The organism is Streptomyces sp. NBC_00328 (assembly GCF_036139655.1).
GTDB lineage: Bacteria > Actinomycetota > Actinomycetes > Streptomycetales > Streptomycetaceae > Streptomyces.
Genome location: NZ_CP108013.1, coordinates 7,430,613 through 7,457,319 on the forward strand (window position 1 = coordinate 7,430,613; position 26,707 = coordinate 7,457,319).

At 71.1% G+C, this 26,707-nt stretch carries 20 protein-coding genes and 1 pseudogene; 11 read left to right on the forward strand and 10 right to left on the reverse strand.

The features are described 5' to 3' along the window. Window positions 1-4: 4 nt before the first annotated feature. Window positions 5-757, forward strand: a complete 753-nt coding sequence (locus OG485_RS32525; protein ID WP_328672146.1) for a TetR/AcrR family transcriptional regulator — start codon at window positions 5-7, stop codon at window positions 755-757. Window positions 758-1,332: 575 nt separating this feature from the next. Here OG485_RS32525 and OG485_RS32530 read toward each other — a convergent pair. Then, window positions 1,333-1,926 (reverse strand): TetR/AcrR family transcriptional regulator, encoded by a 594-nt coding sequence (locus OG485_RS32530; RefSeq protein ID WP_328672147.1) that lies wholly within the window; start codon window positions 1,924-1,926, stop codon window positions 1,333-1,335. A gap of 247 nt (window positions 1,927-2,173) precedes the next feature. On the opposite strand from OG485_RS32530, the gene OG485_RS32535 reads away from it, so the two are divergent. Together OG485_RS32535 and OG485_RS44075 are read left to right on the forward strand one after the other, a co-directional pair. Next, on the forward strand, window positions 2,174-3,883 hold the full coding sequence (locus tag OG485_RS32535; protein ID WP_328672148.1) for a PHP domain-containing protein: 1,710 nt from the start codon (window positions 2,174-2,176) through the stop codon (window positions 3,881-3,883). Continuing rightward, complete coding sequence (locus OG485_RS44075) at window positions 3,880-4,608, forward strand: hypothetical protein (protein WP_443048798.1); 729 nt, start codon at window positions 3,880-3,882, stop codon at window positions 4,606-4,608. The genes OG485_RS32535 and OG485_RS44075 overlap by 4 nt, the downstream gene beginning before the upstream one ends. A gap of 55 nt (window positions 4,609-4,663) precedes the next feature. Here the strand turns inward: OG485_RS44075 and OG485_RS32545 are convergent, their stop codons facing one another. From OG485_RS32545 to OG485_RS32575, 7 genes are all read right to left on the reverse strand, one after another. Beyond that, on the reverse strand, window positions 4,664-7,597 hold the full coding sequence (locus OG485_RS32545; protein WP_328672149.1) for a glycoside hydrolase family 2 TIM barrel-domain containing protein: 2,934 nt from the start codon (window positions 7,595-7,597) through the stop codon (window positions 4,664-4,666). A 12-nt stretch (window positions 7,598-7,609) separates the two neighbouring features. Beyond that, window positions 7,610-8,503 carry a carbohydrate ABC transporter permease gene (locus OG485_RS32550; protein ID WP_328672150.1) on the reverse strand — a complete coding sequence of 298 codons (894 nt, stop codon included), beginning with the start codon at window positions 8,501-8,503 and terminating at the stop codon, window positions 7,610-7,612. Further along, window positions 8,500-9,465, reverse strand: coding sequence for a carbohydrate ABC transporter permease (locus OG485_RS32555; RefSeq protein ID WP_328672151.1), 966 nt, complete (start codon window positions 9,463-9,465; stop codon window positions 8,500-8,502). The genes OG485_RS32550 and OG485_RS32555 overlap by 4 nt, the downstream gene beginning before the upstream one ends. 20 nt (window positions 9,466-9,485) lie before the next feature. Beyond that, window positions 9,486-10,745: an ABC transporter substrate-binding protein gene (locus tag OG485_RS32560; RefSeq protein WP_328672152.1), complete on the reverse strand. Its 1,260-nt coding sequence runs from the start codon at window positions 10,743-10,745 to the stop codon at window positions 9,486-9,488. A gap of 281 nt (window positions 10,746-11,026) precedes the next feature. Continuing rightward, complete coding sequence (locus tag OG485_RS32565) at window positions 11,027-12,274, reverse strand: ROK family transcriptional regulator (RefSeq protein ID WP_328672153.1); 1,248 nt, start codon at window positions 12,272-12,274, stop codon at window positions 11,027-11,029. A gap of 136 nt (window positions 12,275-12,410) precedes the next feature. Next, the gene (locus tag OG485_RS32570; RefSeq protein WP_328672154.1) at window positions 12,411-13,655 is read right to left on the reverse strand and encodes an FAD-binding protein; all 1,245 of its coding nucleotides are present in this window, start codon (window positions 13,653-13,655) and stop codon (window positions 12,411-12,413) included. A 121-nt stretch (window positions 13,656-13,776) separates the two neighbouring features. Beyond that, entirely contained in the window at window positions 13,777-13,935 is a 159-nt protein-coding gene (locus tag OG485_RS32575; RefSeq protein ID WP_328672155.1) for a hypothetical protein, read from the reverse strand. Here OG485_RS32575 and OG485_RS32580 point away from each other — a divergent pair. Continuing rightward, window positions 13,934-14,911, forward strand: a complete 978-nt coding sequence (locus OG485_RS32580) for a hydroxyacid dehydrogenase (RefSeq protein ID WP_328672156.1) — start codon at window positions 13,934-13,936, stop codon at window positions 14,909-14,911. The two genes, OG485_RS32575 and OG485_RS32580, sit on opposite strands and share 2 nt — an antisense overlap. A gap of 72 nt (window positions 14,912-14,983) precedes the next feature. Here the strand turns inward: OG485_RS32580 and OG485_RS32585 are convergent, their stop codons facing one another. Further along, complete coding sequence (locus OG485_RS32585; RefSeq protein ID WP_328672157.1) at window positions 14,984-15,832, reverse strand: alpha/beta fold hydrolase; 849 nt, start codon at window positions 15,830-15,832, stop codon at window positions 14,984-14,986. A gap of 139 nt (window positions 15,833-15,971) precedes the next feature. Between OG485_RS32585 and OG485_RS32590 the strand changes: the two genes are divergently transcribed. The 4 genes from OG485_RS32590 (at window position 15,972) to OG485_RS32605 (ending at window position 22,332) form a co-directional block, all read left to right on the forward strand. Continuing rightward, window positions 15,972-17,294, forward strand: coding sequence for a radical SAM protein (locus OG485_RS32590; protein WP_328672158.1), 1,323 nt, complete (start codon window positions 15,972-15,974; stop codon window positions 17,292-17,294). A 403-nt stretch (window positions 17,295-17,697) separates the two neighbouring features. Then, window positions 17,698-19,206 (forward strand): cellulose-binding domain-containing protein, encoded by a 1,509-nt coding sequence (locus OG485_RS32595; protein ID WP_328672159.1) that lies wholly within the window; start codon window positions 17,698-17,700, stop codon window positions 19,204-19,206. A gap of 355 nt (window positions 19,207-19,561) precedes the next feature. After that, window positions 19,562-20,677 carry a ribosome small subunit-dependent GTPase A gene (rsgA, locus tag OG485_RS32600; RefSeq protein WP_328672160.1) on the forward strand — a complete coding sequence of 372 codons (1,116 nt, stop codon included), beginning with the start codon at window positions 19,562-19,564 and terminating at the stop codon, window positions 20,675-20,677. 185 nt (window positions 20,678-20,862) lie between these two features. After that, on the forward strand, window positions 20,863-22,332 hold the full coding sequence (locus tag OG485_RS32605) for a DNA-3-methyladenine glycosylase 2 family protein (protein WP_328672161.1): 1,470 nt from the start codon (window positions 20,863-20,865) through the stop codon (window positions 22,330-22,332). Between the two features lie 49 nt (window positions 22,333-22,381). Here OG485_RS32605 and OG485_RS32610 read toward each other — a convergent pair whose 3' ends face one another. Continuing rightward, window positions 22,382-22,750 carry a PPOX class F420-dependent oxidoreductase gene (locus tag OG485_RS32610; RefSeq protein WP_328446820.1) on the reverse strand — a complete coding sequence of 123 codons (369 nt, stop codon included), beginning with the start codon at window positions 22,748-22,750 and terminating at the stop codon, window positions 22,382-22,384. Window positions 22,751-22,947: 197 nt separating this feature from the next. On the opposite strand from OG485_RS32610, the gene OG485_RS32615 reads away from it, so the two are divergent. From OG485_RS32615 to OG485_RS32625, 3 genes and pseudogenes are all read left to right on the forward strand, one after another. Next, on the forward strand, window positions 22,948-24,246 hold the full coding sequence (locus OG485_RS32615) for an SGNH/GDSL hydrolase family protein (protein ID WP_328672162.1): 1,299 nt from the start codon (window positions 22,948-22,950) through the stop codon (window positions 24,244-24,246). Window positions 24,247-24,558: 312 nt separating this feature from the next. Beyond that, window positions 24,559-25,173: a hypothetical protein gene (locus OG485_RS32620; protein WP_328672163.1), complete on the forward strand. Its 615-nt coding sequence runs from the start codon at window positions 24,559-24,561 to the stop codon at window positions 25,171-25,173. Window positions 25,174-25,629: 456 nt separating this feature from the next. Then, window positions 25,630-26,633 (forward strand): annotated as a pseudogene (locus OG485_RS32625) (IS5 family transposase). The last annotated feature ends 74 nt before the right edge of the window (window positions 26,634-26,707 follow it).

Here is a 26,707-nt window from a genome sequence, read left to right on the forward strand (position 1 = left end):
CCTCATGCCCGCACATGAACCCGTGACGGTTCCGCCCCCGCCGTCCTCCCTGCGCCAGCGGCGCCGTGCGGTCGCCGTCCAGGAGATCCTGGACGCCGCCGAGCGCCACCTCGCCGAGCACGGGCCGCACGCGCTGTCCCTGCGCGCGGTCGCCCGGGGACTGGGCATGACCGTGCAGGCGCTCTACCACTACTTTCCGAGCCGGGACGCCCTTGTCACGGCGCTCATCACCAAGGCGTACGACGACTTGGCCGACGCCGTTCGGGCCGCCGTCGACAACGGCGGGACCCAGGCGGACGGTTCGGTCCTGCCGGGCACGGTGGTCGCGGCCGAGGGCTATCGCAGATGGGCGATCGACAACCCGGAGCGGTTCCAGCTTCTCTACGGAACGCCGTTGCGGTACTACGCGGCCCCTCTCGACGGCCCGACCACCCGGGCGGTCCGCCGGATGGGCGCGGCCTTCCAGCGCGAGTTGTTCGGCGGATTCACCCCTGCGCAGCTCGCCGCGGCCGACGTCCCCCCGCTCTCACCCTCGCTCCGGGCCCACCTGGAACGCATGCCGGCGGAGAGCCCGGAAGCAGCCGTGCCGCCCGCCGCGACCGCTCTCTTCCTGAGCGCGTGGGGGCACCTGCACGGCCTGGTCATCCTGGAGGTGTTCGGCCACACGGACTTCCTCGGCGACCACCGGGACGAGATCTTCCGGACGGCGATATTGAACCTGCTGGAGGATGTGCACCGCCGTATCTGCACCCCCTGAGCCGGGGAGACTGCGCTCCCGTGCCGTGCTTCGAGGAGATGTCGTGCAGGTAGCCACGGCGGGTGGCTGAAGCCACCGCGAAGCCGGGGGCGTCAGGAGAATCGGCCAGAGGCGGCATAGTGTGGCGGAACGTGCGAAAAGATCACTCCCTGCACCGCGTCCATGAGAGGGACGGCCCCGAGCGATGACAGGAACAGAGATGACCGCCTCGTACGAAACCATCAGGACGAGGCTGGACTGCACCGTCCTGTCCGCCACGTTCGACGCGCCGCCGATGAATCTCATCGGCCCCGAGGTCGTGCGGGACCTGGTCGCACTGCTGGAGGAACTGTCACGCCCGACCGCCCCACGCGTGGTGATCTTCGACAGTGCCGACGCCGACTTCTTCTTCCCGCACGTCGACATGACAGATGAGCGGTCCACAGGTCCGCCACTCGTCCGTGAGCTCGCAGACCGGTCCGTGGTGGGCGGTCGGCGCCACGACGCCGACGGGGTGCCCGGTGAACGACCGGCGGACGTCGTCGCACAGTTGGTCTCCCCTGCCGGTTTCGTAGGCCCGGAGCGAGGGGCGCCGCTCAGGCCCCGGCCTCGGCGCGCGGCCAGTTCTCCAGGGTCACGTGCAGTGCGTCCAGCGCGTGTCTCCAGGACGTCTCCACGGAGCGCGGGGCGCCGAATCCGCCGATGGCCTCAAGGGCGCAGTAACCGTGGAACGTGCTGCGCAACAGGCGCACGGCGTCGGTCAGGTCGGGCTCGGACAGCCCGTAGGCGCGGAGCATTCCATAGGTGACCTCGGCGGTGACCTCCGCCGTGCGGCGGTACTCCGGCCGCTCCGCGACCAGGGCCGGGTCGGGCTGCGTGTGGGTGGCCCGGTAGCGGCCGGGCCGCTCCAGCGCGTAGGCGCGATAGGCGTCGGCGAAGGCGACGAGGGCGTCCTTCCCGGCCCGTCCGGCCACCGCGGTGGCGATCCTGTCGATCATCTCGCCGGACGCGAGCAGCGCCATGCGCTCGCGCAGCTCCCGGACGTTCCTCACATGCGCGTACATGCTGGCGTCCTTCACCCCGAACTGCCGGGCCAGCGCGGCCACCGTGACGTTCTCGAAGCCGATCTCGTCCGCGAGATCGGCCGCCGCCAGCACGACCCGCTCGGTCGTGAGTCCGGCACGAGCCATGAGGACCACCTTTTAGCCACGGAACATTTCCTGGGGAACCCAGGCAGAAGCCTAGCCCCGCACGGCCGCCGACTCCGCGGAATTCATGACGCAACGGACAGGGTGTGGAGCAACTGGCTTACAGATAAAGTCAGTTGACCGTTCCAGGTCGTCCCACGAACACGAGGGGGCCGCCCGCCGTTCATGCTCCGCCCCGAACCTCCTCATGACGCGTCCGCAGGGGCGGGGCGGGATTCAGGAGGCGGTCATGGGCCACACGCACGGACACGAGCACGGGCATCACCATCACCACCCGCACGGCCACGAGGGCACGGGCGCCACGCTGCCCGCCGCCTTCGACACCGCCGTGCCCGACGAGGCCCTCACTCCCGAGCAGCGGTCGCGCCGCTCCCTGCTGCGCCGCGCGGGACTGCTCGGCGCCGGCCTCGCCGCCGCCGGCGTCCTCGCGCAGGGGGCCGCCACCCCCGCGTACGCCTCCACGGGCGGCCGGAGAAAGAACGGTTTCCTGTGGCTCGCCGGAGACCACCACATCCACACCCAGTACAGCAGCGACGGCAAGTACCGCGTCCGTGACCAGGTCCGGCAGGGCGCCGCGCACGGCCTGGACTGGATGGTCATCACCGACCACGGAAGCGAGACCCACGCCAAGATCGGTGTGGACAAGGTCAACCCGGACATCCAGGAGGCCCGGGAGGCCTACGGGGACACCCTCGTCTTCCAGGGCCTCGAATGGAACATCCCGGCCGCCGAGCACGGCACCGTCTTCGTCCACCCCGGCCGCAACGAGGTCGCGGTCCTCAAGCAGTTCGAGACCGACTACGACGGCAGCGTCAAGGGTGCCTCCGACTCGACGCCCGCCAACGAGGCGCTCGCCATCGCCGGCCTCAACTTCCTTGCCGAGCAGGTCCAGCGGCGCCGCGTCAAGGACATCCTGATGCTGGCCAACCACCCCGCCCGCAAGGGACTCGACTCCCCGCACGAGATCCGTGCCTGGCGCGACGCGACCCCCGCGTCCCACCAGATCGCCGTCGGTTTCGAGGGCGCGCCCGGCCACCAGGCCGGCGGCATCCAGAAGACGTACGGCATGGGCCTCGCGCGCGGTCTGTACGACAGCAGCCCGAGCGCCAACTCGTTCGCCGGTTACCCGCTGGAGAGCTACCGCACCTGGGGCGGCTTCGACTGGATGACGGCCACCGTCGGCGGTCTGTGGGACAGCCTCCTCGCCGAGGGCAAGCCCTGGTGGATCACCGCCAACTCCGACTCCCACCAGGTCTACACGGACACCGCCGTACGCGGCGGACCGGACAGCGACTTCACCGCCAACGGCAGGCACACCGACCCGGTCTACGGCGGCAGGATCGACACCACCCAGGGCGACTACTGGCCCGGCCAGTACAGCCGTACGCACGTGGGCTCCGACGGATTCTCCTACGCGGCCGTGATGGACGGCATCCGCGCCGGCCGGGTCTGGGTCGACCACGGGCAGCTCATCAGCGGTCTCGACGCGCGCCTCTCCGGCGGCGGCCGCTGGGCCACCCTCGGCGGCGCCCTGCATGTCCGCAAGGGCACCCGGGTCACCCTGACCGTGGACATCGGACTGGCCGGCGGCCCCAACTGGGCGGGCTTCGTGCCCAAGTTGGCTCGCGTCGACGTCGTCCAGGGCGATGTCACGGGCGCGGCCTCCGACCGGGACACGCTCACCGCCCCCACCGCGCGGGTCGCCAAGTCCTACGAGGTGAACAAGTCGGCCGGCACGGTCCGGCTCACCTACGACCTCGGCGCCGTCGACCGCCCGGTGTACGTCCGGCTGCGCGGCACCGACGGCAACCGCTCCGCCGTCGGTCTGCGGGGCGCCTCGGTCGACCCGGCGGGCCCGGCCGTGGACGTCCTCGGTGACGCCGATCCGTGGAAGGACCTGTGGTTCTACTCCAACCCGGTGTGGGTCCTCCCCTCGTGAGCGAGCCGTACGTCGTCGGAGTCGACACCGGTCATACGGGTGCCCTGCGGGAGGCCGACCAGCTGCTGCGCTCGCTCGCCGCGGAACTCGGCCTGCCCGCGGAGGTGCTGGGCTGCACGCACCACGTACGGGACGGGCGGCGGCCGCACACGGCGCTGTCCTTCGCCGTGCCGTCGGAGCGGGCCGCCCGTGCGGCCTGGCGGTGGCTCACGGAGAACGGCTCCGGCAGGCCCGGCACCGGCACCATCGCCGGTGCCGGGGACGGGGAAGGCGTCGGGGACGAGGAAGGCGACAGGCACGAGGAAGGCGTCGGGAACGGAGAAGCCGGTGAGCAGGGTGCCGGTCCTGACGCCGGGACCTGCACGCTCTTGGGTGTCGCCTTCGGTGGTGACCGGCACGGGCCCGGCGAACTCGCGGCCGGAGCCGCCCACGCCGCGGCCGAACACAGGGCGCGCACGGGCGGCCGTGCCGTCCTGTACCTGGGCGTCGACGCCCTGACCGGTGCCCTGACCGTCGCACGGCTGCTGGAGGTCTCGGCGGTGGACCAGGTCGCCGTGCTCGGCTCGCCCGAAGGGGCCGCCATGGAGGCGAAGCTGGTCACCCGCGACCACGTCCGCCCCGAATGGCGCGACGGCCGTCTCGTCCTCGCGGCGATGCCGGCCGCCGGCGGCACCCTGGTGCCCTTCGAGGTCCCGGACCCGACACCCTGCTGCGCCGACCACTGACGGGTGCGGCCGGACGGCCGGGGAGAGCCGTCCGGCCACGCCCGGGCCCCGGGCCTCAGTCCTGGATCGCGGAGAACACGAACGAGAACTCCGCCGGGGCGGACCACAGTTGGTAGTGCGGAAGGGCGCCGGGACCGCACGACTGGGAACCGATGCCCTGCTGGCCGTGATCGAGGTTGACCCAGACCGTGTCACCGGGGCGCAGATCCGTCAGATGGCCGGCCGCGTCCAGTTCCTCGGTCGTCCAGCGGCGCGCGGTGAACCAGAACGCCGGGTCGCCCTCGATCCGCAGTCCGCCGATCTCGGCCCGGCGGACGTCCGGCCGGGCGCCGTTCTCCTGCGGGCGCACGTAGGGCGTCTGCATCGCGTCGACCGTCGACTCCCAACGCCCGTTCATGGATGCCGACTTGGTGTCCGGGTATCCCTCTCCGGGGCCACCGCCGAGCCAGGTCACCCGGTCCGCGGAGCCCGGGAGACCGAGCCGGACGCCGAGTCGGGGCAGCGGCAGTGCCCACCGGCCCTCCGGGGCCACGGACACGGTCAGCCGCAGCCGTGTGCCGTCGGAGGTCCAGCGGTACACCGTGCGCAGGCCCACGTCCCGGGCCGCGGGCGCCACCCGGGTGCGTACGGTCAGGGAGCCGTCGTCCGCCTCCACCGCGTCCAGACGGTGCCGCATCCGGTGCAGGCCCAGCGCGCGCCAGAGCGGGCCGTGCCGGGCGTCCGGCTGCCAGTGCGCGCCGTTGTCGTTGTCGGTGGGGGCGCGCCACACGTCGAGCCGGGGTCCGGTGACCTCGATCCCGCCGAGGGACAGCAGCGCACCGGTGCGGCTGTCGAAGGTGCCCGGTCCGAGGACGATCACCCCCTCGCCGGGGGCCGGAACCGCGGACGGCGCGACGGCCGGCGACGCGGGCTCCGCCACGGGCAGTTGGGCCCAGGCGACGACATGGCCGCGCGGCCCCCACGCCGTCTCCTCGGCCAGTACGGCCCGGACCGTCCACTGTGCCCCGGCGCCGCGCGGATCCACGGGCGGTGCCGGGAGTTTGACGTCGGCCGACCGGCCCGGTGTCAGCGCGGGCACCGCGAGCGGGCCCGACTCGACGGTCTCGCCGTCGACTTGGTACGACCACTCGAAGGCCAGGCCGGAAAGGTCCGCGAAGTCGTACCCGTTGGTGACGCGCACGGTGCCGTCCCAGCCCACGACGGCTTCCCGGCGCTCACCGGGCGGGGAGAAGGAGTCCCCGCCGTCGACGCGGACGGGCTCGATCACCTTCTTGTACTCGACGAGCCCGGGGGACGGAGTCCGGTCCGGGAAGACGAGTCCGTCGCACACGAAGTTCCCGTCGTGCAGCTCCTCGCCGAAGTCCCCTCCGTAGGCGAACCCGTGACGCCCGTCCCGGATGCCGTGGTCGATCCACTCCCAGATGAAGCCGCCCTGAAGACGCTCGTACGAGGTGAACAGGCGCTGGTAGTCGGCGATGCCACCGGGGCCGTTGCCCATCGCGTGCCCGTACTCGCACAGGACGAAAGGAAGCTGACGTCGCTTCAGTCCGCCGCCGTCCTGGTGCCGGCCGATCCGTTCGACCTCGGCGTGATCGGCGTACATGCGTGAATAGACGTCCGTGTCACGGCAGTCGTGGTCGCCCTCGTAGTGGATGAGCCGTGATCGGTCGCGGCCGCGGATCCACTCGGCCATCGCGGTGAGGCCGCGCCCGGTACCGGCCTCGTTGCCGAGGGACCAGAGGACGACCGACGGGTGGTTCTTGTCGCGTTCGACCATGCGCGCGGCCCGGTCGAGCAGCGCGGGTGTCCAGCGGGGGTCGTCGACGGGGTTGTCGCGCCAGGCCTGTTCGGTGAACCCGTGGGTCTCCAGGTCGCACTCGTCGATGACCCACAGGCCGTAGGTGTCGCACAGGTCGAGGAAAGCGGGGTGCGGCGGGTAGTGCGAGGTGCGCACGGCGTTGATGTTGTGCCGCTTCATCAGCAGCACGTCGGCGAGCATGGTCTCCGGGTCGAGGGCGCGGCCCTTCTCCGGATGCCATTCGTGCCGGTTGACGCCCTTGAACAGGACGGCCGTGCCGTTCACCTTGATCAGGCCGTCGCTGAGTTCGACCGTGCGGAAGCCGATGCGCAGGGGGACACGCTCGCCCTCGGTGACCAGTTCGCCGTCGTACAGCCGGGGTGTCTCGGCCGTCCAGGGCAGCACCGGGACGGTGACCGGTGTCCCGGTCGCGACATCGACGTCCAGGGCGGGCACGAGGACCCGCCCGTCGACGTCGGAGTCGACGCGCAGGGTCCCCAGGCCCTGGTGATGGTCGTAGGAGGCGTGCACGAAGAAGTCGAGCACGCTGCCCGGCGGGCGGTGCAGCAGGGTGACATCGCGGAAGACACCCGGCAGCCACCACTGGTCCTGATCCTCCAGATAGGAGCCCGCCGACCACTGGTGCACCCGGACCGCGAGCACGTTGCCGCCCGGCTTCAGCAGATGGCCCACGGCGAACTCGTGCGGCAGCCGCGAGCCCTTGAACACGCCGAGGTCCGTGCCGTTCAGCCAGACCCGGGCACAGGACTCGACCCCGTCGAAGCGCAGGACCGTACCGCCGTCCGCGGGCCAGTCCGAGGGCAGGTCGAAGCGGCGCAGGTGGTCGCCGGTCGGGTTCTCGGTCGGTACCCGCGGCGGGTCGACGGGGAACGGGTAGAGGTGGTTGGTGTAGATCGGCGATCCGTGGCCTTGCAGCACCCAGTGGCCGGGGACCTCCACCTGGGCCCAGCCCGCGGGCTCGTACCCCTCGGCCGCGAACGAGTCGTCCTCGGCGTCGGCGGTGGGCGAGAGCCGGAAGTCCCAGCCGCCGTTCAGGGAGAGGGACCGGGCGTCCGAGGCCGCGTACCAGGCGCGGGGCGGAAGGACGCCGTCGCCGGGGGAGACGTCCTCGACGTGATCGGTGGGTGACGGGGGAGAGGCGGGTGCTCCTTCGGCGGTGCGGAAAGACATGCGTCTCCTAGTTCAGCCCTTGATGCCGGTCTGCGCGATTCCCTGGACCAGCCAGCGCTGGAGGAAGAGGAACACGAACACCAGGGGCAGGATGGAAATGGCCGTGGCCATGAAGATCAGATGGAAGTTGACGGTCTGGTTCGTCATGTACGAGGACAGCGCGACCTGGACGGTCCAGGCGTCGGGGTCCTGGCCGATGACCAGCGGCCACAGGAAGGCGTTCCAGCCGCTGATGAACGTGATGGTCGCGATCGCGGCGAAGAAGTTGAGGGAGTTGGGCACGACGACGCGCCAGTACGCGCCCCAGTAGCCGAGCCCGTCCATGCGCGCCGCCTCCTCCAGCTCCTTCGGGAACCCCAAGAAGTACTGCCGGAAGAGGAAGCACGTGAAACCGCTGAAAAGCCCCGGAATGATGAGGCCGCGAAGACTGTCCACCCAGCCGAGCGACGACACGAGCACGAAGCTCGGTACGAAGGTCACGGCGGAGGGGACCATCAGGGTCACCAGCACCGCGTAGAAGACCTTGTCGGCGTGCCGGTACGGGATCCGCGCGAGGCCGTAGCCGGCGAGCGAGCAGACCAGCAGGGTGCCGAGGGTGTGCAGCACTCCGACGACGGCGGAGTTCCACAGGGAGCGGGCGAAGGGGACGGTGGGGTCGTCGAAGAGCTCGCCGATGTTGCCCCACTTGAGGTCGGTGGGGAAGAACTGCCAGTTCTCGCCGGTGATGGCGGCGTCGGTGGACAGGGCGTTGCGCACGAGCAGATAGAAGGGGACCAGGAAGAGCAGACCGGCGACCCCGGTGGCGATGTACAGGCCGGTGCTGCCCAGGGTCCCGCCCCGGTCGGTCCGGCCGCGCTTCCGCGGCGCGGCGGCGTGGGTTCCGCGGTTCGGTGTGACGGCGGTCATTCGGCCCTCTCCCCGCGTCCGAATCCCATGAACGTGCCCTGGAGCAGGGTCACCATGCAGATCAGCAGGGTGAGGATGACCGCGCCCGCGCTGCCCGCTCCGTAGTCCTGCGCCTGGCCCAGCGCCGTGTAGTACAGCTCGACGAGCGGCGGCCGACCCCAGGTGGTCTTCGACAGCAGGTTGAAGAACTCGTCGAAGGCCTGGTAGGCGGCCACGAGGAGCAGCAGGATCACGGCCGTCGAGGTGGCCCGCAGCTGCGGCAGGGTGATGTGGCGGAAGGACTGCCAGCCGGGACCTGCACCGTCGATCGCGGCGGCCTCGTAGAGCTCCGGCGGGATGTTCTGCAGGGCGGCCAGGAAGAGGATCATGTAGAAGCCGGCCTGGAGCCAGAGCCGCGCGCTCACGATGACCAGCCAGTACCAGGGCGGATCGGGGTTGGCCAGCCAGGCGATGTTCTCGACCCCGAACCAGCCGAGCACGGTGTTCATCAGACCGAAGCGGACCCCGCTGAAGATGGACATCTTCCAGATCAGCGAGGCGGCGACGTAGCTGCACGCGGTCGGCAGGAAGAACACCGACCGGAAGAACGCCCGCATGAACCGCAGCCGGTTCACCATCAGCGCCAGGCCCAGGGAGAGCGCCCAGGTCAGCGGCACGATGAAGGCGGCGAAGACGGTGAACGTCACCAGCGAGCCGGTGAAGTTGCTGTTCTCCAGCATCTGCCGGTAGTTGTCGAAGCCGACGAACTTGTCCGGGGTGACCGTGAAGCGCGCCTCGAAGAAGCTCAGCCACAGGCTCCAGCCGATCGGCACGTACACGAAGACGATCAGGCCGATGAGGAAGGGGCCGGTGAAGAGCCAGAAGTTGACGGTGCTGCCGTCCCGCCGGAACCGCCGGGACCGGGCCGCTGTGGCGTCGGCCGGGGCGGAGCGCGGGACTTGGTGCGAGGTGGTGGTCGACATGTCGGGGTCCGTCCGCCGGTCTATCCGAAGAGCTTCTTGAGCTCGCGGTTGACGGTCACGTCCGCCTTGTCGAGCGCGGCCTCCGGATCGCCGTCCTTGCGGACAGCGTTGGCGAAGACGTCCTCAAGCGCGGTGATCATGGACTGGGTCCAGCCGATGTTGTCGAAGTGCCCGTACTGGCCGAAGAGTTCGACTCCCTCGGCGGGCAGGCCGGACTTGAGCTTGGTGGCGGAGGCGGCGAGCGAGGAGCGCGGCGGGATGTGGAAGCCGTACGACAGCGACCAGTCCTCCTGGTACTTCTTCTGGTCGATCCAGAGCCACTTCACGTACTCCTTGGCCAGGTCGACGTTCCTGCCCTTGGCGTTGACGAACATCGACCAGCCGCCGTTGTAGACGGACGGCTTGCCCGCGTCCGTGACCTTGGGGAAGGGGAAGACCCCGATGTCGTCGCCGAGCACCTTCTGTATCTGCGGCATCGCCCACATCCCGCAGAACTGGATCGCGCACAGGCCCTGGTTGATCGCCGACGGGTCCCAGTAGTCGGCGGGGGCGTCGAGGAGCAGGTGGCCGCTGGTGAAGAGCTTCCGCATCGTCGTCAGTCCCTCCTTGACCCCCTCGGTGTGGTAGGCGATCTGGTTCTTGTCGTCGAGGGTGTCGGCGCCCGCGGACCAGATCATCGGGTTGATGACCGCGTGCAGGTCGTTGCCGATGAACAGGCCCTTGACCTTGCCGGTCGTCAACTTGGCGGCGGCCTCGACGAGTTCGTCGAGGGTGGTCGGCACCTTGACGCCGGCCTTCTCCAGCAGGGAGGGCCGGTAGAAGAAGAACTGGGGGTCGTCGATCATGCGGACGCCGTAGATCTTCCCGTCGACCGTGTGCGAGGCGATGTCGGCCGGGTTGAAGTCGTCCTTGACCGGATCGATGATGCCGCTGAGGTCTGCCACCTGGCCGCTCTTGACGAGCTGGATCTGCGGGTGGAACTCGAAGAGATCGGGCGCGTTCTTGGTGAGCAGCGAGGCGAACAGCTTGCTCTCGAAGTCGCTGCCGGTGATCCACTGCGTGGTCACCTGCGCCTTGTCGTAGGCCTTCGCGTACTTCTTGATGGCCTGCTCGGTGCCCGCCTCCCCGTAGGCGTGGAAGTACTGGACCAGCTCCTGCGAACCCCCGCCCCCGGAACGCCCGTTGTTGCCGCCGCAGGCGGCCAGCGGCCCGAGGGCGGCGAGGCCGGCGGCGGCCCGCAGTACGGATCGACGGTCCCAGTTGCTGCTCAATGCCGACATGGTGACGTCCTTGTCTTGTAGGCGGTTTGAGTGCGCTGTGCATGCCGGCCGCGGGCGACCGCGGCTCGAACGGGCCGTGCGGTGCGGGACGTTAACCTTCCGCTAAGGCTTCGGCAAGGGGTTGGACGAAGTCGGCGTGAAGCGTTGCCGGGGGTTCGGGATACCGGACACCACGGGTCCTGTGCCACCGGGGCGGCGGACCGATACCGGTCAACTCGCCGCGATATCGCGGTACTTGGATCGGGTCGATCGGGTCGTACCGTTGGGGCCGCCTCCGGCGCTCACGCCGGAGGCGCTGTACGGCTCCTGGCGGGGGCCGTCCGCCTGGCCGGGCGCTGACCGACCGACTGGAGCGCGCCTTCGAGGGCGAACGTGGCGGCGCCCAGGCAGACCGGGTCCGTCGGGATGGGCGAGAGGACGATCTCCGTGGCTGCGAGCGGACGCCGCAGCGCGTGCCGGGCGACGGCCTCGCGCACTTCGCGCAGCAGCGGTTCCCCGAGCGTGGCCGCGACCCAACTGCTCAGCACGACCACTTCGGGGTTGAGCAGATTGACCAGGTCGGAGATCCCCGCGCCGAGATAACGGGCGGTGTCGCGCACGACCTTGAGGGCGACCGGGTCCTGCGCGGCGACACCCGACGCCAGGGCGTCGATCGTGGCGGTCTGGTCCTCCGGGTGCAACAGGGTGCTCCTGGGGCTCAGCTCCCGCAGGTTCTGCATGATTCCGGGAGCCCCGACATACGTCTCCACGCAGCCGTGGTTGCCGCAGTGGCACAGCCGGCCGTCCAGCACGAGGGTGGTGTGACCCCACTCGCCGGCGCTGTTGCTGACCCCCCGGTGCAGCCCGCCGCCGAGGGCGAGACCGGCGCCCACGCCCGTGCCCAGATTGACCACGACGGCGTCACCGCGTCCACGGGCCGCGCCGAACCACAACTCGGCGACGGCACAGGCGCGCAGCGGGTTGTCGAGGTACAGCGGGTAGGCGATGTGCTCCGCGAGCAGTTCGAGCAGCGGCACGTCGTGCCAGTCCCAGTTGGGCGCGTACTCCGCGATCCCGGTGTCGCGGTCGACCTGCCCCGGGACGCTGACGCCCACGCCCAGGACCCGGGCGCCCTCCACCCCGGCCTGCGCGACCACCGAGCCGACGGCGGCCGCGACATGCCCGACCACCTGCTCCGGGCGGCTCTCGCCGGGGCGCATGTCCTCGTCGGCGCGGGCCAGTACGTTCAGGGCCAGGTCGAACAGCTCGACACGGACGTACGTCTCCGCGATGTCGACACCGATGAGGGCGCCCCCGGCCGCGTTGACCGCCACCAGTCCCCGGGGACGGCCGCCCGCCGAGTCCTCGAACCCGACCTCGGTCAGCATCCTGAGGTCGAGCAGCTCACCGACGAGCGTGGCGACCGTGGCCAGACTGAGCCCGGTCGCCGCCGCCAACTCCTGCCGCGAGGTCGGGGATTCGGCGATGATCTGGCGCAGCACCTCGTACCGGTTCGCGGTGCGGATGTCGCGTGATGTGCCGCGCTTCATGGGGCTCCCCCTCGCTCCCGCGCACCGGCTGCCCGGCTCCTCGCCCCGGCGCCGCGCCAGGCTATGGCCCCTCGGGGACTTTCGACAAGGGGTTAGGAAATGGGGTGGAGGAAGGGCTGGGAAGGGGCGAGGGAGGTCAGAGGGCCGGGTGGAGGAAGTCCCGCACGAAGGCGTTGGTGAACGTGCCCGCCGGGTCGAGCTCCTCGGCCAGCGCCCTGAACTCGGCCAGCCGCGGCGACCGTTCGCGCAGCACCGCCGACGGCACGGTGAAGACCTTGCCCCAGTGCGGCCGCGGCCCGAACGGCTCCAGCGCCCGCTCGACCAGGCGTACCACCGGCAGGACGGCCTCGGTGTCCTCGACCCAGGTGAAGTGCACCGCCACGGTGTCGCGGCCGTAGGCCGGACTCAGCCACTGGTCGTCGGCGGCCACGGTCCGCACCTCGCAGATCTGGAGCAAGGGCGCGATCGTCCCGCGGATCGCGTCCAGCGCGTGCAGCGCCGCCGTCGCGTCCGACCGGGCCAGCAGATACTCCGACTGCAGCTCCGCCCCGCTGCTCGGGGTGAACTCCGCCCGGAAGTGCGGCAGCCGCTCGTGCCAGGGCCCCGGGACCCCCAGTTGCTCGGTGCAGTTGCGGGCGGGCATGCCCGGCACCGGATGCATGGCCTCGGTCGCGGGAGCCGCCCACGGGAATTCCGGCGACGGCTGGTCCGTGCGCCGTTTGAGCCACACCTGCCGGAAACCGGGGCGGCCCCAGTCGGTGAACAGGCTCACGCTGTAGGCGGAGGCCGCGACCGTCTCGAAGTCCATTCCCTCCAGCGGCAGTTCGGTGAACACGTGCTGGCTCACCTCGAAGTCCGGCTCCAGGCCGAGGGTGAGCGCGGTGACCACGCCGAGCGCGCCCAGCGAGGTGACGGCGCCGCCGAACCGCTCCTCGCCACGGCCGATCACCAGGGAGGAGCCGTCCGCCGTGATCAGCTCGACCTCGCGCACGGCGGCGGCGAGCGACCCGTTCGTGACCCCGGACCCATGGGTGCCGGTGGCGACGGATCCCGCCACCGAGATGTGCGGAAGCGAGGCCATGTTGTGCAGCGCGAGTCCGTGCTCGTGCACCCGGCGGGCGAGTTCGGCGTACCGGACACCGCCGGAGACCCGTACCGTACGGGCCGTCGTGTCGACGTCCACCGTGGGCGGCAGCGCGGTCAGCGACAGGAGGACACCGTCGGCGCCCGGCTCGGCGATCTCGTTGAACGAGTGCCCGCTGCCCAGCACCCGGACGCGGGAGCTGTCCGCGACCAGCGCGCGCAGCGCGTCGAGCGAGGCGGGCCGGTGCAGCTCCTTGGCCGCGTACGTGATGTTGCCGGCCCAGTTGGTCAGGGTCATCCCTGTCGTCCTTCCCCGGGGAGTCGCTGGACGTGGCCCGTGCGATGACCACCCGGGGAACGTACCTTGCCGGTCCGCCCAGGTGGCAGACCGGTCCGTTGACCCGCTCACGTGGCGCGGACTACCGTAGAAAGCGTTTGCTGCCCTCGGCGTCACCGAACCGGAAGGCCACTTCCTTGACCGAGCGTCCCGTGGTGATGCCGTCCGAGCGTCCAGTGGCAAGCCCCTCCGGGCGTCCGGCGGAGCTGTTCTCGGGACGGCCTGTGGCGATGTTCGCCATGACCCCGGGGAACGTGGCACGGATCTTCCCTCCGGACACGCTCACACGGCTGCGCGAGCTGCTGGACATCGATCTCTCCTCGGTCGCGGGCGACTTCACCGGCCCACGGGCACGGGCCCGTCTCGCCGAGACCGAGATCCTGATCACCGGCTGGGGGTGCCCCGTGCTCGACGCGGACACGCTCGACGCGGCCCCGAAGCTCAGAGCCGTACTGCACGCCGCCGGCTCCGTGAAGAGCTTCGCGACACCGGAGGTGTGGGAGCGCGGCATCGTCGTCTCCTCGGCCGCCGCCGCGAACGCGCTGCCCGTCGCCGAGTACACGCTCGCCATGATCCTGCTCGCGGGCAAGGACGTCTTCGCCCACCGGGAACGCCTGCGCGCCGAACGCGCCTTCCCCTACGGCGAGATCCTCCCCGGCATCGGCAACTTCGGCCGCCGCGTCGGCATCGTGGGCGCCTCCCGCATCGGCAGACGCCTCATCGAACTGCTCCGCCCCTTCGACCTGTCGGTGAGCCTCTCCGACCCTTACGTCGACGAGGCCGGGGCGGCCGCGCTCGGTGTCCCCCTGCTGCCGCTCGACGAACTGCTCGCCGGCAGCGACATCGTCACGGTCCACGCCCCGCAGACCCCGGAGACATGGCATCTGATCGGCCGCCGCGAACTCGCCCTGATGCCCGCCGGGTCGGTTCTCGTCAACACCGCGCGCGGCTCCCTGGTCGACCACGACGCCCTGATCGAGGCACTGCGCGCCGAGCACGTCGGCGCGATCCTCGACGTCACGGATCCCGAGCCGCTGCCCGCCGACTCCCCGCTGTACGACCTCCCGAACGCGTTCATCACGCCCCACCTGGCCGGTTCGCAGGGCAACGAGGTCGCCCGCCTCGGCCTGACCGTGCTGGAGGAGGCCGCACGCCTGCTGTCCGGGAAGGCGCCGGAATTCCGGGTCGACCGGGAGGATCTGCACCGGACCGCCTGACGGCATCCTTCCCCGGCCGTAGAGGCCCGGCTGCCGGCGCGTGGCCGGGGCCTCGGCGGGCGGGTCGGACGGTCAGCGGGCGGGGCCGGCCAGGAAGGCCTCCGTCGCCGCCACGAACCGCTCCGGATCGTCGAGCCACGGGAAATGCCCGGCCCCGGCCTGGACGACCAGCTCGGCACGCGGGAACAGGGCGGCGACCTCGGCCGTCGCGGGCGCCGGGGAGTTCAGGTCGACCTCCCCGGCGAGCACCAGCACCGGGGAGGCCAGGCGGGCGAGTGCCGCCCGGGTGGCGTCCGGTGCGTAGGCGCCGTCGGAGTAGCGGGCCGCGGCCTCGTGGTTCCTGTGCTCGTCCTCCGCGTCCCGGTGCGCCCGCGCGGACGCGTCCCAACGGCTGTACCAGAAGGGCGCGATGGCACGGAACGCGTCGGCGTCCCCGTGTCCGGCGACGATCCTCTCCAGCGCCGCGAACGCCTCGGGGAACCACGGCTCGTCCCGCCGCAGCAGTGCCGTCGCCCGTCGGACCTCGGGAGTGATCTCGACCCCGACGGCGTGGACGCTCGGGGTGATCAGCGCGAGGCGCGCGACGCGCTCCGGGTGGCGCTGCGCGTAGAGCACCGCCAGATTCGTCCCGCCGGAGTGCGCGAGCAGGTCCATCCGGTCGAGGCCGAGATGCCCGCGCAGGGCCTCGACGTCGTCGACCAGCAGGTCGCAGCGGTACGACGAGGGGTCCGCCGGGATCGCCGACCCGCCGGTTCCGCGCGGATCCATCATGATCAGCCGCCGGTGCGCGGACAGCCCGCCCAGGTTCCCGAGATACGCGCAGTCCTGCATCGGTCCGCCGGGCAGACACACCACCGGTGGGCCGTCCCCGAAGGTGTCGAACCTCAGCTCGGTCCCGTCGTACGTATCGAAGGCAGGCATGGCGACGACTCTCGCAGCGGCGCCCGGACGGAGCAAACGAGATCCGGCGGGGGACCCGGAACGGCCGATGTCCGGGCGGGGGCATACCGTGAGGAGTCGAACACGACAGACGAAGCAGATCGGGAGCGAGGAGAACGGGATGGGCAGCCGCACCGCGCTGGTCGAGGATCTGATGGAGCGGTTCCCTCACGTACCGCGGGAAGCCGTCATCAAGGAGGACCTGCTCCGCGGGGGTGTGGCCTTCGACGCGTCCGCCCTCAGCGACAATGAGAGCGGCGAGGTCAAGCCGAAGTCGTACTTCATCTTCTCCTTCGACCACGGCACCCTGCCCGAGCTCGGCGAGGCCGCGCTCAGGCGCCCGCCCGAGGAGATCATCCTCACCGGCGGCCCGTACGACCTGCGGCGCACCGTCGTGTCCGTGCGCGTCAATCCCGCCTCGCCGTACCGCGTCGCCGCCGACGACGAGGGCGTCCTCGGGCTGTACCTGGACGGGAAGCGGATCTCCGACGTCGGGGTGCCGCCGATGCCCGAGTACTACCGGCACACCCTCTCCAACGGAAAGTCCGTGATGGAGGTGGCCCCGACGATCCAGTGGGGCTACCTGATCTACCTCACCGTCTTCCGGGTCTGCCAGTACTTCGGCGCCAAGGAGGAGTGCCAGTACTGCGACATCAACCACAACTGGCGCCAGCACAAGGCGGCGGGCCGCCCCTACACCGGGGTGAAGGACGTCGAGGAGGTCCTCGAAGCCCTGGAGATCATCGACCGGTACGACACCGCGAAGGCGTCGACGGCCTACACGCTCACCGGCGGCGCGATCACCAAGACGGTCGCCGGACGGGACGAGGCCGACTTCTACGGGCACTATGCCAAGGCCATCGAGGAACGGTTCCCCGGGCGGTGGATCGGCAAGGTGGTGGCCCAGGCCCTGCCGCGCGACGACGTGCAGCGGTTCAAGGACTACGGCGTGCAGATCTACCACCCCAACTACGAGGTGTGGGACCGCCGCCTGTTCGAGCTGTACTGCCCCGGCAAGGAGCGCTACGTCGGCCGGGACGAGTGGCACAGGCGCATCCTCGACTCCGCCGAGATCTTCGGCGCGCGCAACGTGATCCCGAACTTCGTCGCGGGCGTGGAGATGGCGGAGCCGTTCGGCTTCACGACCGTCGACGAGGCCATCGCCTCCACGACCGAGGGCCTGCGCTTCTTCATGTCGCACGGCATCACGCCCCGCTTCACCACCTGGTGCCCGGAGCCGACCACGCCGCTGGGCAAGGCCAACCCGCAGGGCGCGCCGCTGGAGTACCACATCCGTCTGCTGGAGGCCTACCGCGCCACGATGGACGACTTCGGGCTGAAGTCGCCGCCCGGATACGGCGAGCCCGGTCCCGGCCGCGCGGTCTTCTCCGTCAGCTCCTTCATGGACAGCCTGCCCGCGCAGGAGCCGGCCGCCCAGGCGTGACCCGCGGCCCGCACGGCCCGTACCCACCCGGCCCGGACGTCGTCCCGACGTCCGGGCCGACGCGCGACGTGGTGGGGGAGCGGCGGGTCAGGGGCCCATGCGGCGGTGGAGTCGGGGCCGTGGGGTGAGGCGTGGAGCAGGGCGGTGGAGTGGCGGGTCCTGTGAAAGTTGAAGCGTTCGGTCCCGCCGGGTCCCCGTTCCGTACGACACTCGGGGCGACCGGAGCCCCAGGGTCCCTCTGTGATCGCGCGACCGCACGATGTGACTACGTCGCTTGTCAGTTGTGTCGAACCCGTGAAAGGCTCTGGCCCGTTGTCGAGACGGCCACCAACTCCACCTGAAAACAGGCGAGTTGGGTGTTGTGTGCCGTTGTACTTGGAAGCAGCGGACGCAGGAGCCCCCCATGCCAGACCTGCCTACCCCCCAGGACGCCGCCGAGGCCGCGCTGTTCTCGGAGTGCTGGGACGCGGTCCTGTCGTACGCCGATCTCTGCACGTCCGGCTCCGCCGCGGCCGGCCAGTTGGCCACCGAGGCGTTCACCCATGGCATCCAAGAGGCGCGCTCGGTCACGGCCCGCACGAAGACCACCGGTCGCAGAAACCCCGGGCTGCCCCGGATTCCCCTGCTGCTGAACTCGGTTCGGACCACCGCCGCCGCCTGGGAGGCACACGGCCAGGGACACCGGCTGGACCCGGACCTCAGGCTGTGGCTCAACTCCGAGAAGGCCGCCCGCTATACCGGCCCTCCGCTGCACCGCCCGATCGCCCTGCGCGGCCTGAAGGACCTTCAGGAACCCGACGCGGCCCTGTTGTGGCTGGTCGAGGTGGAGGCGCTCCCGCTGCCCGCGGTGGCCCGGCGGCTCGGTCTCGACCCGGTGGCGGCCGCGGAGGAACTCGGCCAGGTGCGGGCGCTGTTCAGGGACCGGTGCCATCGCAACCACCTCGACACACCGATGGACGCCAACTGCCGCAGCTACGCCCGGCTTCTCGACGCGGTCACCCGTTCGCCGGGCGCAGAGACGCCCGAGGACCTCTCGCAGCACCTCTCCCGGTGCGTGGAGTGCGCCGAGGCCGCGGCCTGTCTGCGGCTGCACGGCGGTGGACTGCCCGCGGCGCTCGCGGGCGGGGTGATCGGCTGGGGCGGCCTCGCCTATCTGGAACGCAGGCGCCGCGCCGCCGAAGCGGGGCTGGCCGGCGGTCGTACGGACGCGGCCGCGGACACCGGTATCGCCGAGATCGGGGAGGCCGCGCCCCGGATCGGCCGCACCGGACTGCTGGTCGCCGCCGTCATCGTCTCCGGCCTCGCCCTCACCGTCTCCCTGATGCCCTTCGGCGCCGGGGACGGTGGCGCCGCCTCCGCGCGCGGAGGCTCGGCCGAAGGCAGGCCGGTGGCCGACTCGGGCGTGTCGTCCCCGTCGGCGACCACCCGGGGCGAGGGCACACTCGTCTCGCCCGAACCCGTGGACTCCAGCGCCGACGCGAGCTCGAAGCCCGACCCCGAACCCCAGGGCACGTCCTCGTCCCCGGCCCACGCCACCAAGGGAACCCCGGGCTCCAAGGGCTCCACGACACCCCCGGACTCCACGAAGGGCCCCGCGTCCTGCCAGGTGAAGTACGACGTCGTCGACCAGTGGACGGACGGCTTCCAGGCCAGTGTCACCGTCACGTCCGTCGAAGCCCTCGACTCCTGGGAGATCGGCTGGACCTTCGACGACGGGCAGCGGGTCACGCAGATGTGGGACGGCACGGTCGCCCAGGACGGCTCCCGGGTGACCGCGACCGCCGCCGACTACAACAAGTCGGTCGCCGCGGGCGGATCCTTCGCCGTCGGCTTCCTCGGCACCTGGCACGACGGGAACACGACCCCGGACGCGTTCACGCTCAACGGGGGACGCTGCACGACGGCTCACTGAGCTGCCGGTCAACGGGGGACGCCGCACGACGGCTCACCGAGCTGCCGGTCACCCCGGACCCGTCCTCCGGCCGGACCCTCGAATCCGCCGGCACATCCCTTTGGCCGAGGGCCCGACCGGCCGAGGTCTTAATTCGATTGACGGGCCCGAGGGGGCCCCGGATACAGTTCACACGCTGGCGCAGAGGCGTCGGCTTCGAGAGAGTTCCAGGAGGTGTGACCGATGGCTGTCGTTGCGATGGGCGCTGCCCGCATCCCGAAGTTCATCAAGTCCACCTCCGTGGCCGCCGGCTGACCTTCCTTCTTCTTCGCGCCGCAGTGCGCGTCGCCGGGGCCGCCCTTGTGAAGGGTCTCCCTTGACTTCCAGCTCCGCTTTCCCGACCCCGTCCGCCTCTCTGGGCCTCTCCCCGCTCGTACCGTACGGCTGGGACGACGCCTGGGCGGACGAGTTCGCTCCCTACGACTCCGAAGGGCTCGTCGCCGGACGGGTGATCCGGGTCGACCGCGGCCAGTGCGACGTCGCCACCGCCGACGGCGTCATCCGCGCCGACACCGCCTTCGTGACACCGCACGATCCGATGCGCGTCGTGTGCACCGGCGACTGGGTTGCCGTCGAGCCGTCCGGCAACCCGCGCTACGTACGGGCGTATCTGCCCCGCCGTACGGCCTTCGTACGTTCCACCTCCTCCAAGCGGTCCGAGGGGCAGATCCTCGCGGCCAACGTCGACCACGCCGTCGTGGCCGTCTCGCTCGCCGTCGAACTCGACCTGGGACGCGTCGAACGCTTCCTCGCGCTGGCCTGGGAGTCCGGCGCACAGCCCGTGGTCGTCCTCACCAAGGCGGACCTGGTTCCGGAGGCGGCGACCCTCGCGCACCTCGTCCAGGACGTGGAGACCGCCGCGCCCGGGGTTCCCGTGCTCGCCGTCAGCTCCTCGACGGGGGCCGGGCTCGACATCCTGGAAGCCGTGCTCGCCGGCGGTACGGCAGTGCTGCTCGGGCAGTCCGGCGCGGGCAAGTCGACGCTGGCCAACGCGTTGCTCGGCGAGGACGTCATGGATGTGCGGGCCACCCGCGACATGGACGGAAAGGGGCGCCACACCACGACGACCCGCAACCTGCTCGTGCTGCCGGGCGGCGGTGTCCTCATCGACACCCCGGGGCTGCGCGGTGTCGGGCTCTGGGACGCCGGGACCGGGGTCGGGCAGGTGTTCGCCGAGATCGAGGAGTTCGCCGCCGACTGCCGGTTCCAGGACTGCGCCCATGTCGCCGAGCCCGGGTGCGCGGTGCTGGCGGCCGTCGACTCCGGCGAGCTGCCGGAGCGACGGCTGGAGAGCTACCGCAAGCTGCTTCGCGAGAACCAGCGGATCGTCGCCAAGACGGACGCACGGGTGCGTGCCGAGATCCGCCGTGACTGGAAGCGCAAGGGGGCCGAGGGCCGCGCCGCGATGGAGGCCAAGCGCGGAGCTTGGTAGCGGGGTCGAGGTTGCCGCCGGGCCCGGTTTACCGCCGGGCCCGGGGCGTCGCCGGGCCCGGTTTACCGCCGGGCCCGGGGCGTCGCCGGGCCCGGTTCGCCGCCGGGCCCGGGCTGGCGCCCGGCTGGGGGTGCCGTGTCCGATTTCCGCCAGCTCTGTCGTTCGGGCCGGGCCACACTGGAAGAGTGAACGACGAGGACACCAGGTACGAGGACACCAGGTACGAGGCCGTGCGGAGCCGGGACGCCCGGTTCGACGGGGAGTTCTTCTTCGCCGTGCGGACCACGGGGATCTACTGCCGGCCGAGCTGCCCCGCGGTGACGCCGAAGCGGCGCAACGTGCGGTTCTACCCGACGGCCGCCGCCGCGCAGGGTTCGGGTTTCCGGGCCTGCCGCCGTTGCCGCCCGGACGCGGTGCCGGGCTCCGCGGCCTGGAACGTACGGGCCGATGTCGTCGGTCGCGCCATGCGCCTGATCGGCGACGGTGTGGTGGACCGCGAAGGCGTGGCCGGTCTCGCCGCACGGCTCGGCTACAGCACCCGCCAGGTCCAGCGGCAGCTCACGGCCGAGGTCGGCGCCGGTCCGGTCGCGCTGGCCAGGGCCCAGCGGGCGCACACCGCGAGGATCCTCCTCCAGACCACCGAACTCTCCGTCACACACATCGCTTTCGCGGCGGGGTTCGCCAGCGTCCGTCAGTTCAACGACACGATCCGCACGGTCTACGCGTCGACGCCGAGCCAGTTGCGCGCGGCGGCGCCGCGCACGGGTCCCACCGCCCGGAGCGCGGCCACCCCCGCCGGGGGTGTCCCGCTCCGGCTCGCCCACCGGGGTCCCTACCGGGCCACGGCCGTCTTCGACCTGCTGGCCGCCGAGGCCGTGCCGGGTGTCGAGGCTGTCGACGGGGGCAGGGGCGGTCGTACGTACCGCCGGACGCTGCGGCTGCCGTACGGCACGGGAATCGTGGCCGTCGAGGAGCGGTCGGGCGCCGCCGCGGGCCGCCCCGGTACCGGCGGGGCGGGCCGGACCGCGGGAACCCACGGCCCCGGCGCCGCCGCGCACCCCGGCGGCTGGCTCGACGCCCGGCTGCACCTCACCGATCTCCGGGACCTCACCACCGCCGTACAGCGGCTGCGGCGGCTGTTCGACCTCGACGCCGATCCCTACGCCGTCGACGGGAGGCTGGGAGCGGACGCGCGGCTGGGTCCGCTGGTCGCGGCGCGGCCGGGCCTGCGCTCACCGGGCGCCGCCGATCCGGACGAACTGGCGGTACGGGCGCTGGTCGGGGCGGCGGAGGCCGAGCGGCTGGTGCTGCGGTACGGCAAGACGCTGGACGCCGAGTGCGAGACGCTCACCCACCTCTTCCCCGAGGCCGCCGTCCTCGCGGAGGCGGAGCCCGGCGGCCCGCTCGGCGCGCTGACCACGGCGCTCGCCGACGGTACTCTGCGGCTCGACCCGGGCGCGGACCGGGAAGAGGCACGGGCGGCGCTGCTCGCCCTGCCCGGAATGGGCGAGGGAACCGCCGCCGTCATCCGCACCCGGGCCCTCGGCGACCCGGATGTGGCACCGCCCGGCGTGGACGCCCCGGACACCTGGCGGCCCTGGCGCTCGTACGCCGTCGGACATCTGAGGGCGGCGGGCGAGTTCCCGGCGGCCTGACGGCCCGATCCGGTGACGGTTCGCCGACCCGGGACGTCCGTGCGGACGTTCAGTCGTCGAGGCCCCAACTGTGGATCCGCCGCGGATGGATCCGGATCAGCTCCTCGCTGAAATGAGGGCCCAAGTCATGCGCACCGGTGAGGAGTTCCGCCTCTCCGCGGATGTCGATGCCTCGCACCTTCCACGGCTTGAGGCTGACGATGTCGTCGACGACGAGGGCGACCTTCGGGTTCTTCTGGAGGTTGCGCCATTTCTTCGTGGTGCCCATCGAGTAGCCGCCGATCAGGATCGTCCCGTCCTCCTGGGGGAAGAAGCCGACGGGATTGGCCTGGGGCTGCCCGAGAGGGTCGACGGTGGCCAGCCGTCCCAGCCGCTGCGACCTCAGATACGCGCGCTCGGCCTCACTGAATTCGGTCATGCCAGCAGCCAAACACGCCCTGGCCTGCCCGCGCATCGGGTTCCGGACCTAGGGCTCAAGTCGGAGGGCCGGTGACAAGTAGGAGGGTCGGTGAGGAGAGCGGGCGGGGAGATCCGGTCCCGGCCTGTCCCGTTCGGGTGCGTCCGACAGTGTGATGATGTGATGCAGGGGCGCGTGGGTGGGGAATCGATCGCGGCATGCCCCGCGCGATCATGTTCCGGCGTCTCCTCGTCCCCCTGGCGACCGCCCTGGTCCTCACCTCGACGGGGGTGATCGCCGAAGCGCGGTCCGCGCCCGGCCGGAGCGCCCCGAGACCGGCGCCGACCTGGACGGGGACCTGGGAGGCGGCGGCCTCCGGTACGGTGCCCGCGCTGCCCGGTGCCTCGATCCGCAACGTCGTCCACACCAGCGTCGGCGGTCGGACCGCGCGCGTCCGGCTGTCCAACCGGCTCGGCACCAAACCGCTCCAACTCGGTTCTGCGACCCTGGGGTTGCAGCGACCGGGCGAGCCGGGGAGCCCCCGGGCCGCCGCGGGTTCCGTGCGCGCGGTCACCTTCGCCGGAGCCTGGTCGGTCACCGTCCCCGCCGGCCGGGACCTGGTCAGTGATCCCGTCGCCCTGGCCGTCCCCGCCGACGCCAACCTGCTGGTCTCGGTGCACACCCCGGCCGATTCCGGCCCGGCGACCTACCACCGCTCCGCGCTCCAGGCCAACTTCGTCGCGCCCGGGGCCGATCGGACCGCCCAGGAGAGCGGCGCGGCCTACACCACCACCGTCTCCAGCTGGTACTACGTGACCGGCGTCGAGGTGCTCGGCGCCTCGGCCGCCGGCAGCGTCGTCGCGCTCGGCGACTCGATCACCGACGGCACCGGCTCCTCGTCCGACGCCAACCACCGCTGGCCCGACCGGCTCGCCGCCCGGCTGCGCGGACTTCCCGCGCACCGCAGACCCGGCGTCCTCAACGCGGGGATCTCCGGGAACCGCCTCCTGCTCGACGGCACGGGCCCGAGTGCCCTGACCCGCCTGGACACCGACGTCCTCTCCCGCGCGGGCGTCCGCACGATGATCGTGCTGGAGGGCATCAACGACATCAAGGGAACCCCGGAGCAGAGGGAGCCACGCGTCCTGGAGGACGCCTACCGGCTCATCGTGCGCCGCGCCCACGCCCGCGGCATCAGGGTCATCGGCGGCACGATCACCCCGTACGCCGGTCATGGCGCGTACACCCCGGCCCGGGAAGCCGTGCGGCAGGCGGTCAACGCCGCCGTCCGCACCCACCGGATCTTCGACGGCGTCGCGGACTTCGACGCCGCCGTGCGCGACCCGGCCCGCCCGAGCCGGATCCTCCCCGCCTACGACCCCGGGGACCACCTGCACTTCAACGACGCCGGCATGCGCGCGCTGGCCGACGCGATCGACCTGCGGACCCTGATGCCGAAGCCGACCGGGCTCCCGCCCCGGGCGAGGGCCACGGGAAACCGTGCTGCTCACGGGTAGCCGTGCGCGCCGTCCGTCCCAGGACGGCATCCCAGGGCTCCCTGTTTCCGCAGGTCGACAGGGGTGGGATGGTCCCGCCGTCCCATGTGCGTGGCGGCTGTTGTCGGGGGTCCCCGGCGTCCTGGAAGCTGTGGGTGTCGCACCGGCCGAGGCGGCATGACCGCCCGCAGACGCCACGACACCCTCCGCCTTCCGCCTTCCGCCTGTGCACCGGGACATCTCTGTGCCCGGGCGGCGTTCGGCACCCCACAGCACCCACCGTCTCGCGACGCGGAGAACACCCGCGTTCGGACCGCAGAAGGAAGCCACACCATGAACAGGAACACCCCCGCACGTCGTCGTCCGGGCCGCCGCGTGGCCGTCGCCGCCGGCCTCGTCCTGGCCCTCGGACTCGGAGCGGCGGCGCAGGCGTCCGCCGCCGAACCGCCCATGGCCACCGGCAAGGTCAGCGCTTCGGCCCCGTCCACCGCCCTCTCCGACTCGGGCGCGTCGCTGTCCGGCCGCCAGATGATCCGGGTGCTGAAGTCCCTGCTGCCCAAGGGCGGGAAGATCTCCGACGAGCAGAGCCAGGAAGGCTACGCCGCACTGGTCTGGGACGACGGCCACGGAAAGAGCATGATCGGGGTGAACGCCCAGAACGACATGGGCGACGTCCTCGCCGGGCGCATGGGCTGCGAGGGTGAGTACATCGAGTGCCAGGCACTGACCCTGGCCGACGGCACCCTGGTGAAGCGGGCCAAGCGGGCGTCCGAAAAGGGCGGCTCGGCCGTGGTGTGGCTCGTCGACACCCTCCACCCCGACGGCCGCAGGGTCATCGTCCAGGAAGTGAACTCCACCATCGAGGGCGGACCGGTGACGCGGCCGGAGCCCCCGCTCACACTCGACCGGCTGCAGACCATCGCGCTCGACTCCCGGTGGGCGGGCTGAACCGAGAGCGCTGAATCCGGGCACCGTCCGGGGCCGAAGACCAACTTCCTTTATGTGTAACCGAGTTCCTGCTCGGTCACCTGGGAGCGAATGCGAGAAAGAGCCTTGCTGTCGCGGCAGTCCTCGCCGCGTCCGCGCTGAACCTGGCGCTTCTGTCCGCGCCTGCTTCGAGGCCAGTATGTGGATGAAGATCAACAGCGCTCAGCACATCTACATCGACTCCCTCTCCTGCTGACGGTCTGATACAGATCGCATCGCCGTACCGGCGATTGGCTTCGTAAGTGGGAACGGACACCGCTTGTCAGCGAGTTTGAACACCACTTGTTGATCTCAGAGCCTCGAAATGTCGATGAGAACTGACACCGCGAAGGGGCGATCCCTAGGGCGCGTATCGAGTCGTGATCAATCTTTGGGATTCGCCCTCACTCCGAAGCCTGATCCGATAGATCCTCTTGCGTGACTCGAGTGCAACTGGCACACACAGATTGGGAGTTCATCGAGCCGTACCTGCCGATCGGCGAGTACGGCCCGTACCCCGAGCGGCTGCGACAGCAGTTCGAGGGCGTGATCTGGCGGTTCAAGACGGGCGGGCAGTGGCGGGAGATGCCGCAGGAGTTCGGTGCCTGGTCGACCGTCTCCAACCGCTTCCGGCAGTGGCGTGACGCCGGCGTCTTCGAGGTCCTGTTGGAGGGCCTGATCGCGGAAGCAGCGAAGAGGGGTGAGGTGGACCTGTCCCTGGTCAGCATCGACTCCACCACCGCCCGGGCCCACCATGACGCGGCCGGGATGCACCTGGGCCAAGATGTGATCACTGTCCTGGAGGAGGCGGCCGCCGAGGAGAAGAAGGCCAGGTCAAAGGGGGCAGCCTCAAGGAGCGAAACGGGCAGGTTGCCGAAGCGGATCCCGAGCGGGAGTTGCGACGACGCGTCCTGCATCGCCGAAAGCTCCGACTGCAAGCTGCCCTCCTGGGACGCTCGCGGGGCGGGCAGACAAGCAAGGTTCACCTTGCCGCCGACCGCAGGTGCCACCCGCTGGCGTTCGTCCTGACTGCAGGACAGGCCGCGGACAGCCCGCAGTTCATCCCCGTGCTCGAGAAGGTGCGTGTCCGGGGGCCCGTCGGCCGTCCTCGCACCCGACCCAACGCGGTTGCCGGGGACAAGGCCTACGCGTCCCGAGGCAATCGCGCCTACCTGCGGAAACGCCAGATCAAGGCTGTCATCCCGGAGAAGAAGGACCAGGCTGCCAATCGGAAGAAGAAGGGCCACAAGGGCGGTCGGCCAGTCACCCACGACGCTGACCTGTACAAAGAGCGCAACACCGTTGAGCGCCTGATCAACAAGCTGAAGGCCTGGCGAGGTATCGCCACTCGCTACGACAAGACACCCGAGAGCTACCTCGCTGGCCTCCACCTTCGCGCCTCGATCATCTGGATCAAGGACCTCACGCGGACCGCTCCTTGATCCAGCAAGGTGTCACGATGCCTGTATTGGCCGCACGTGGCCGACTGATACCCGGTCGAAGCTGGGCTGGTCAT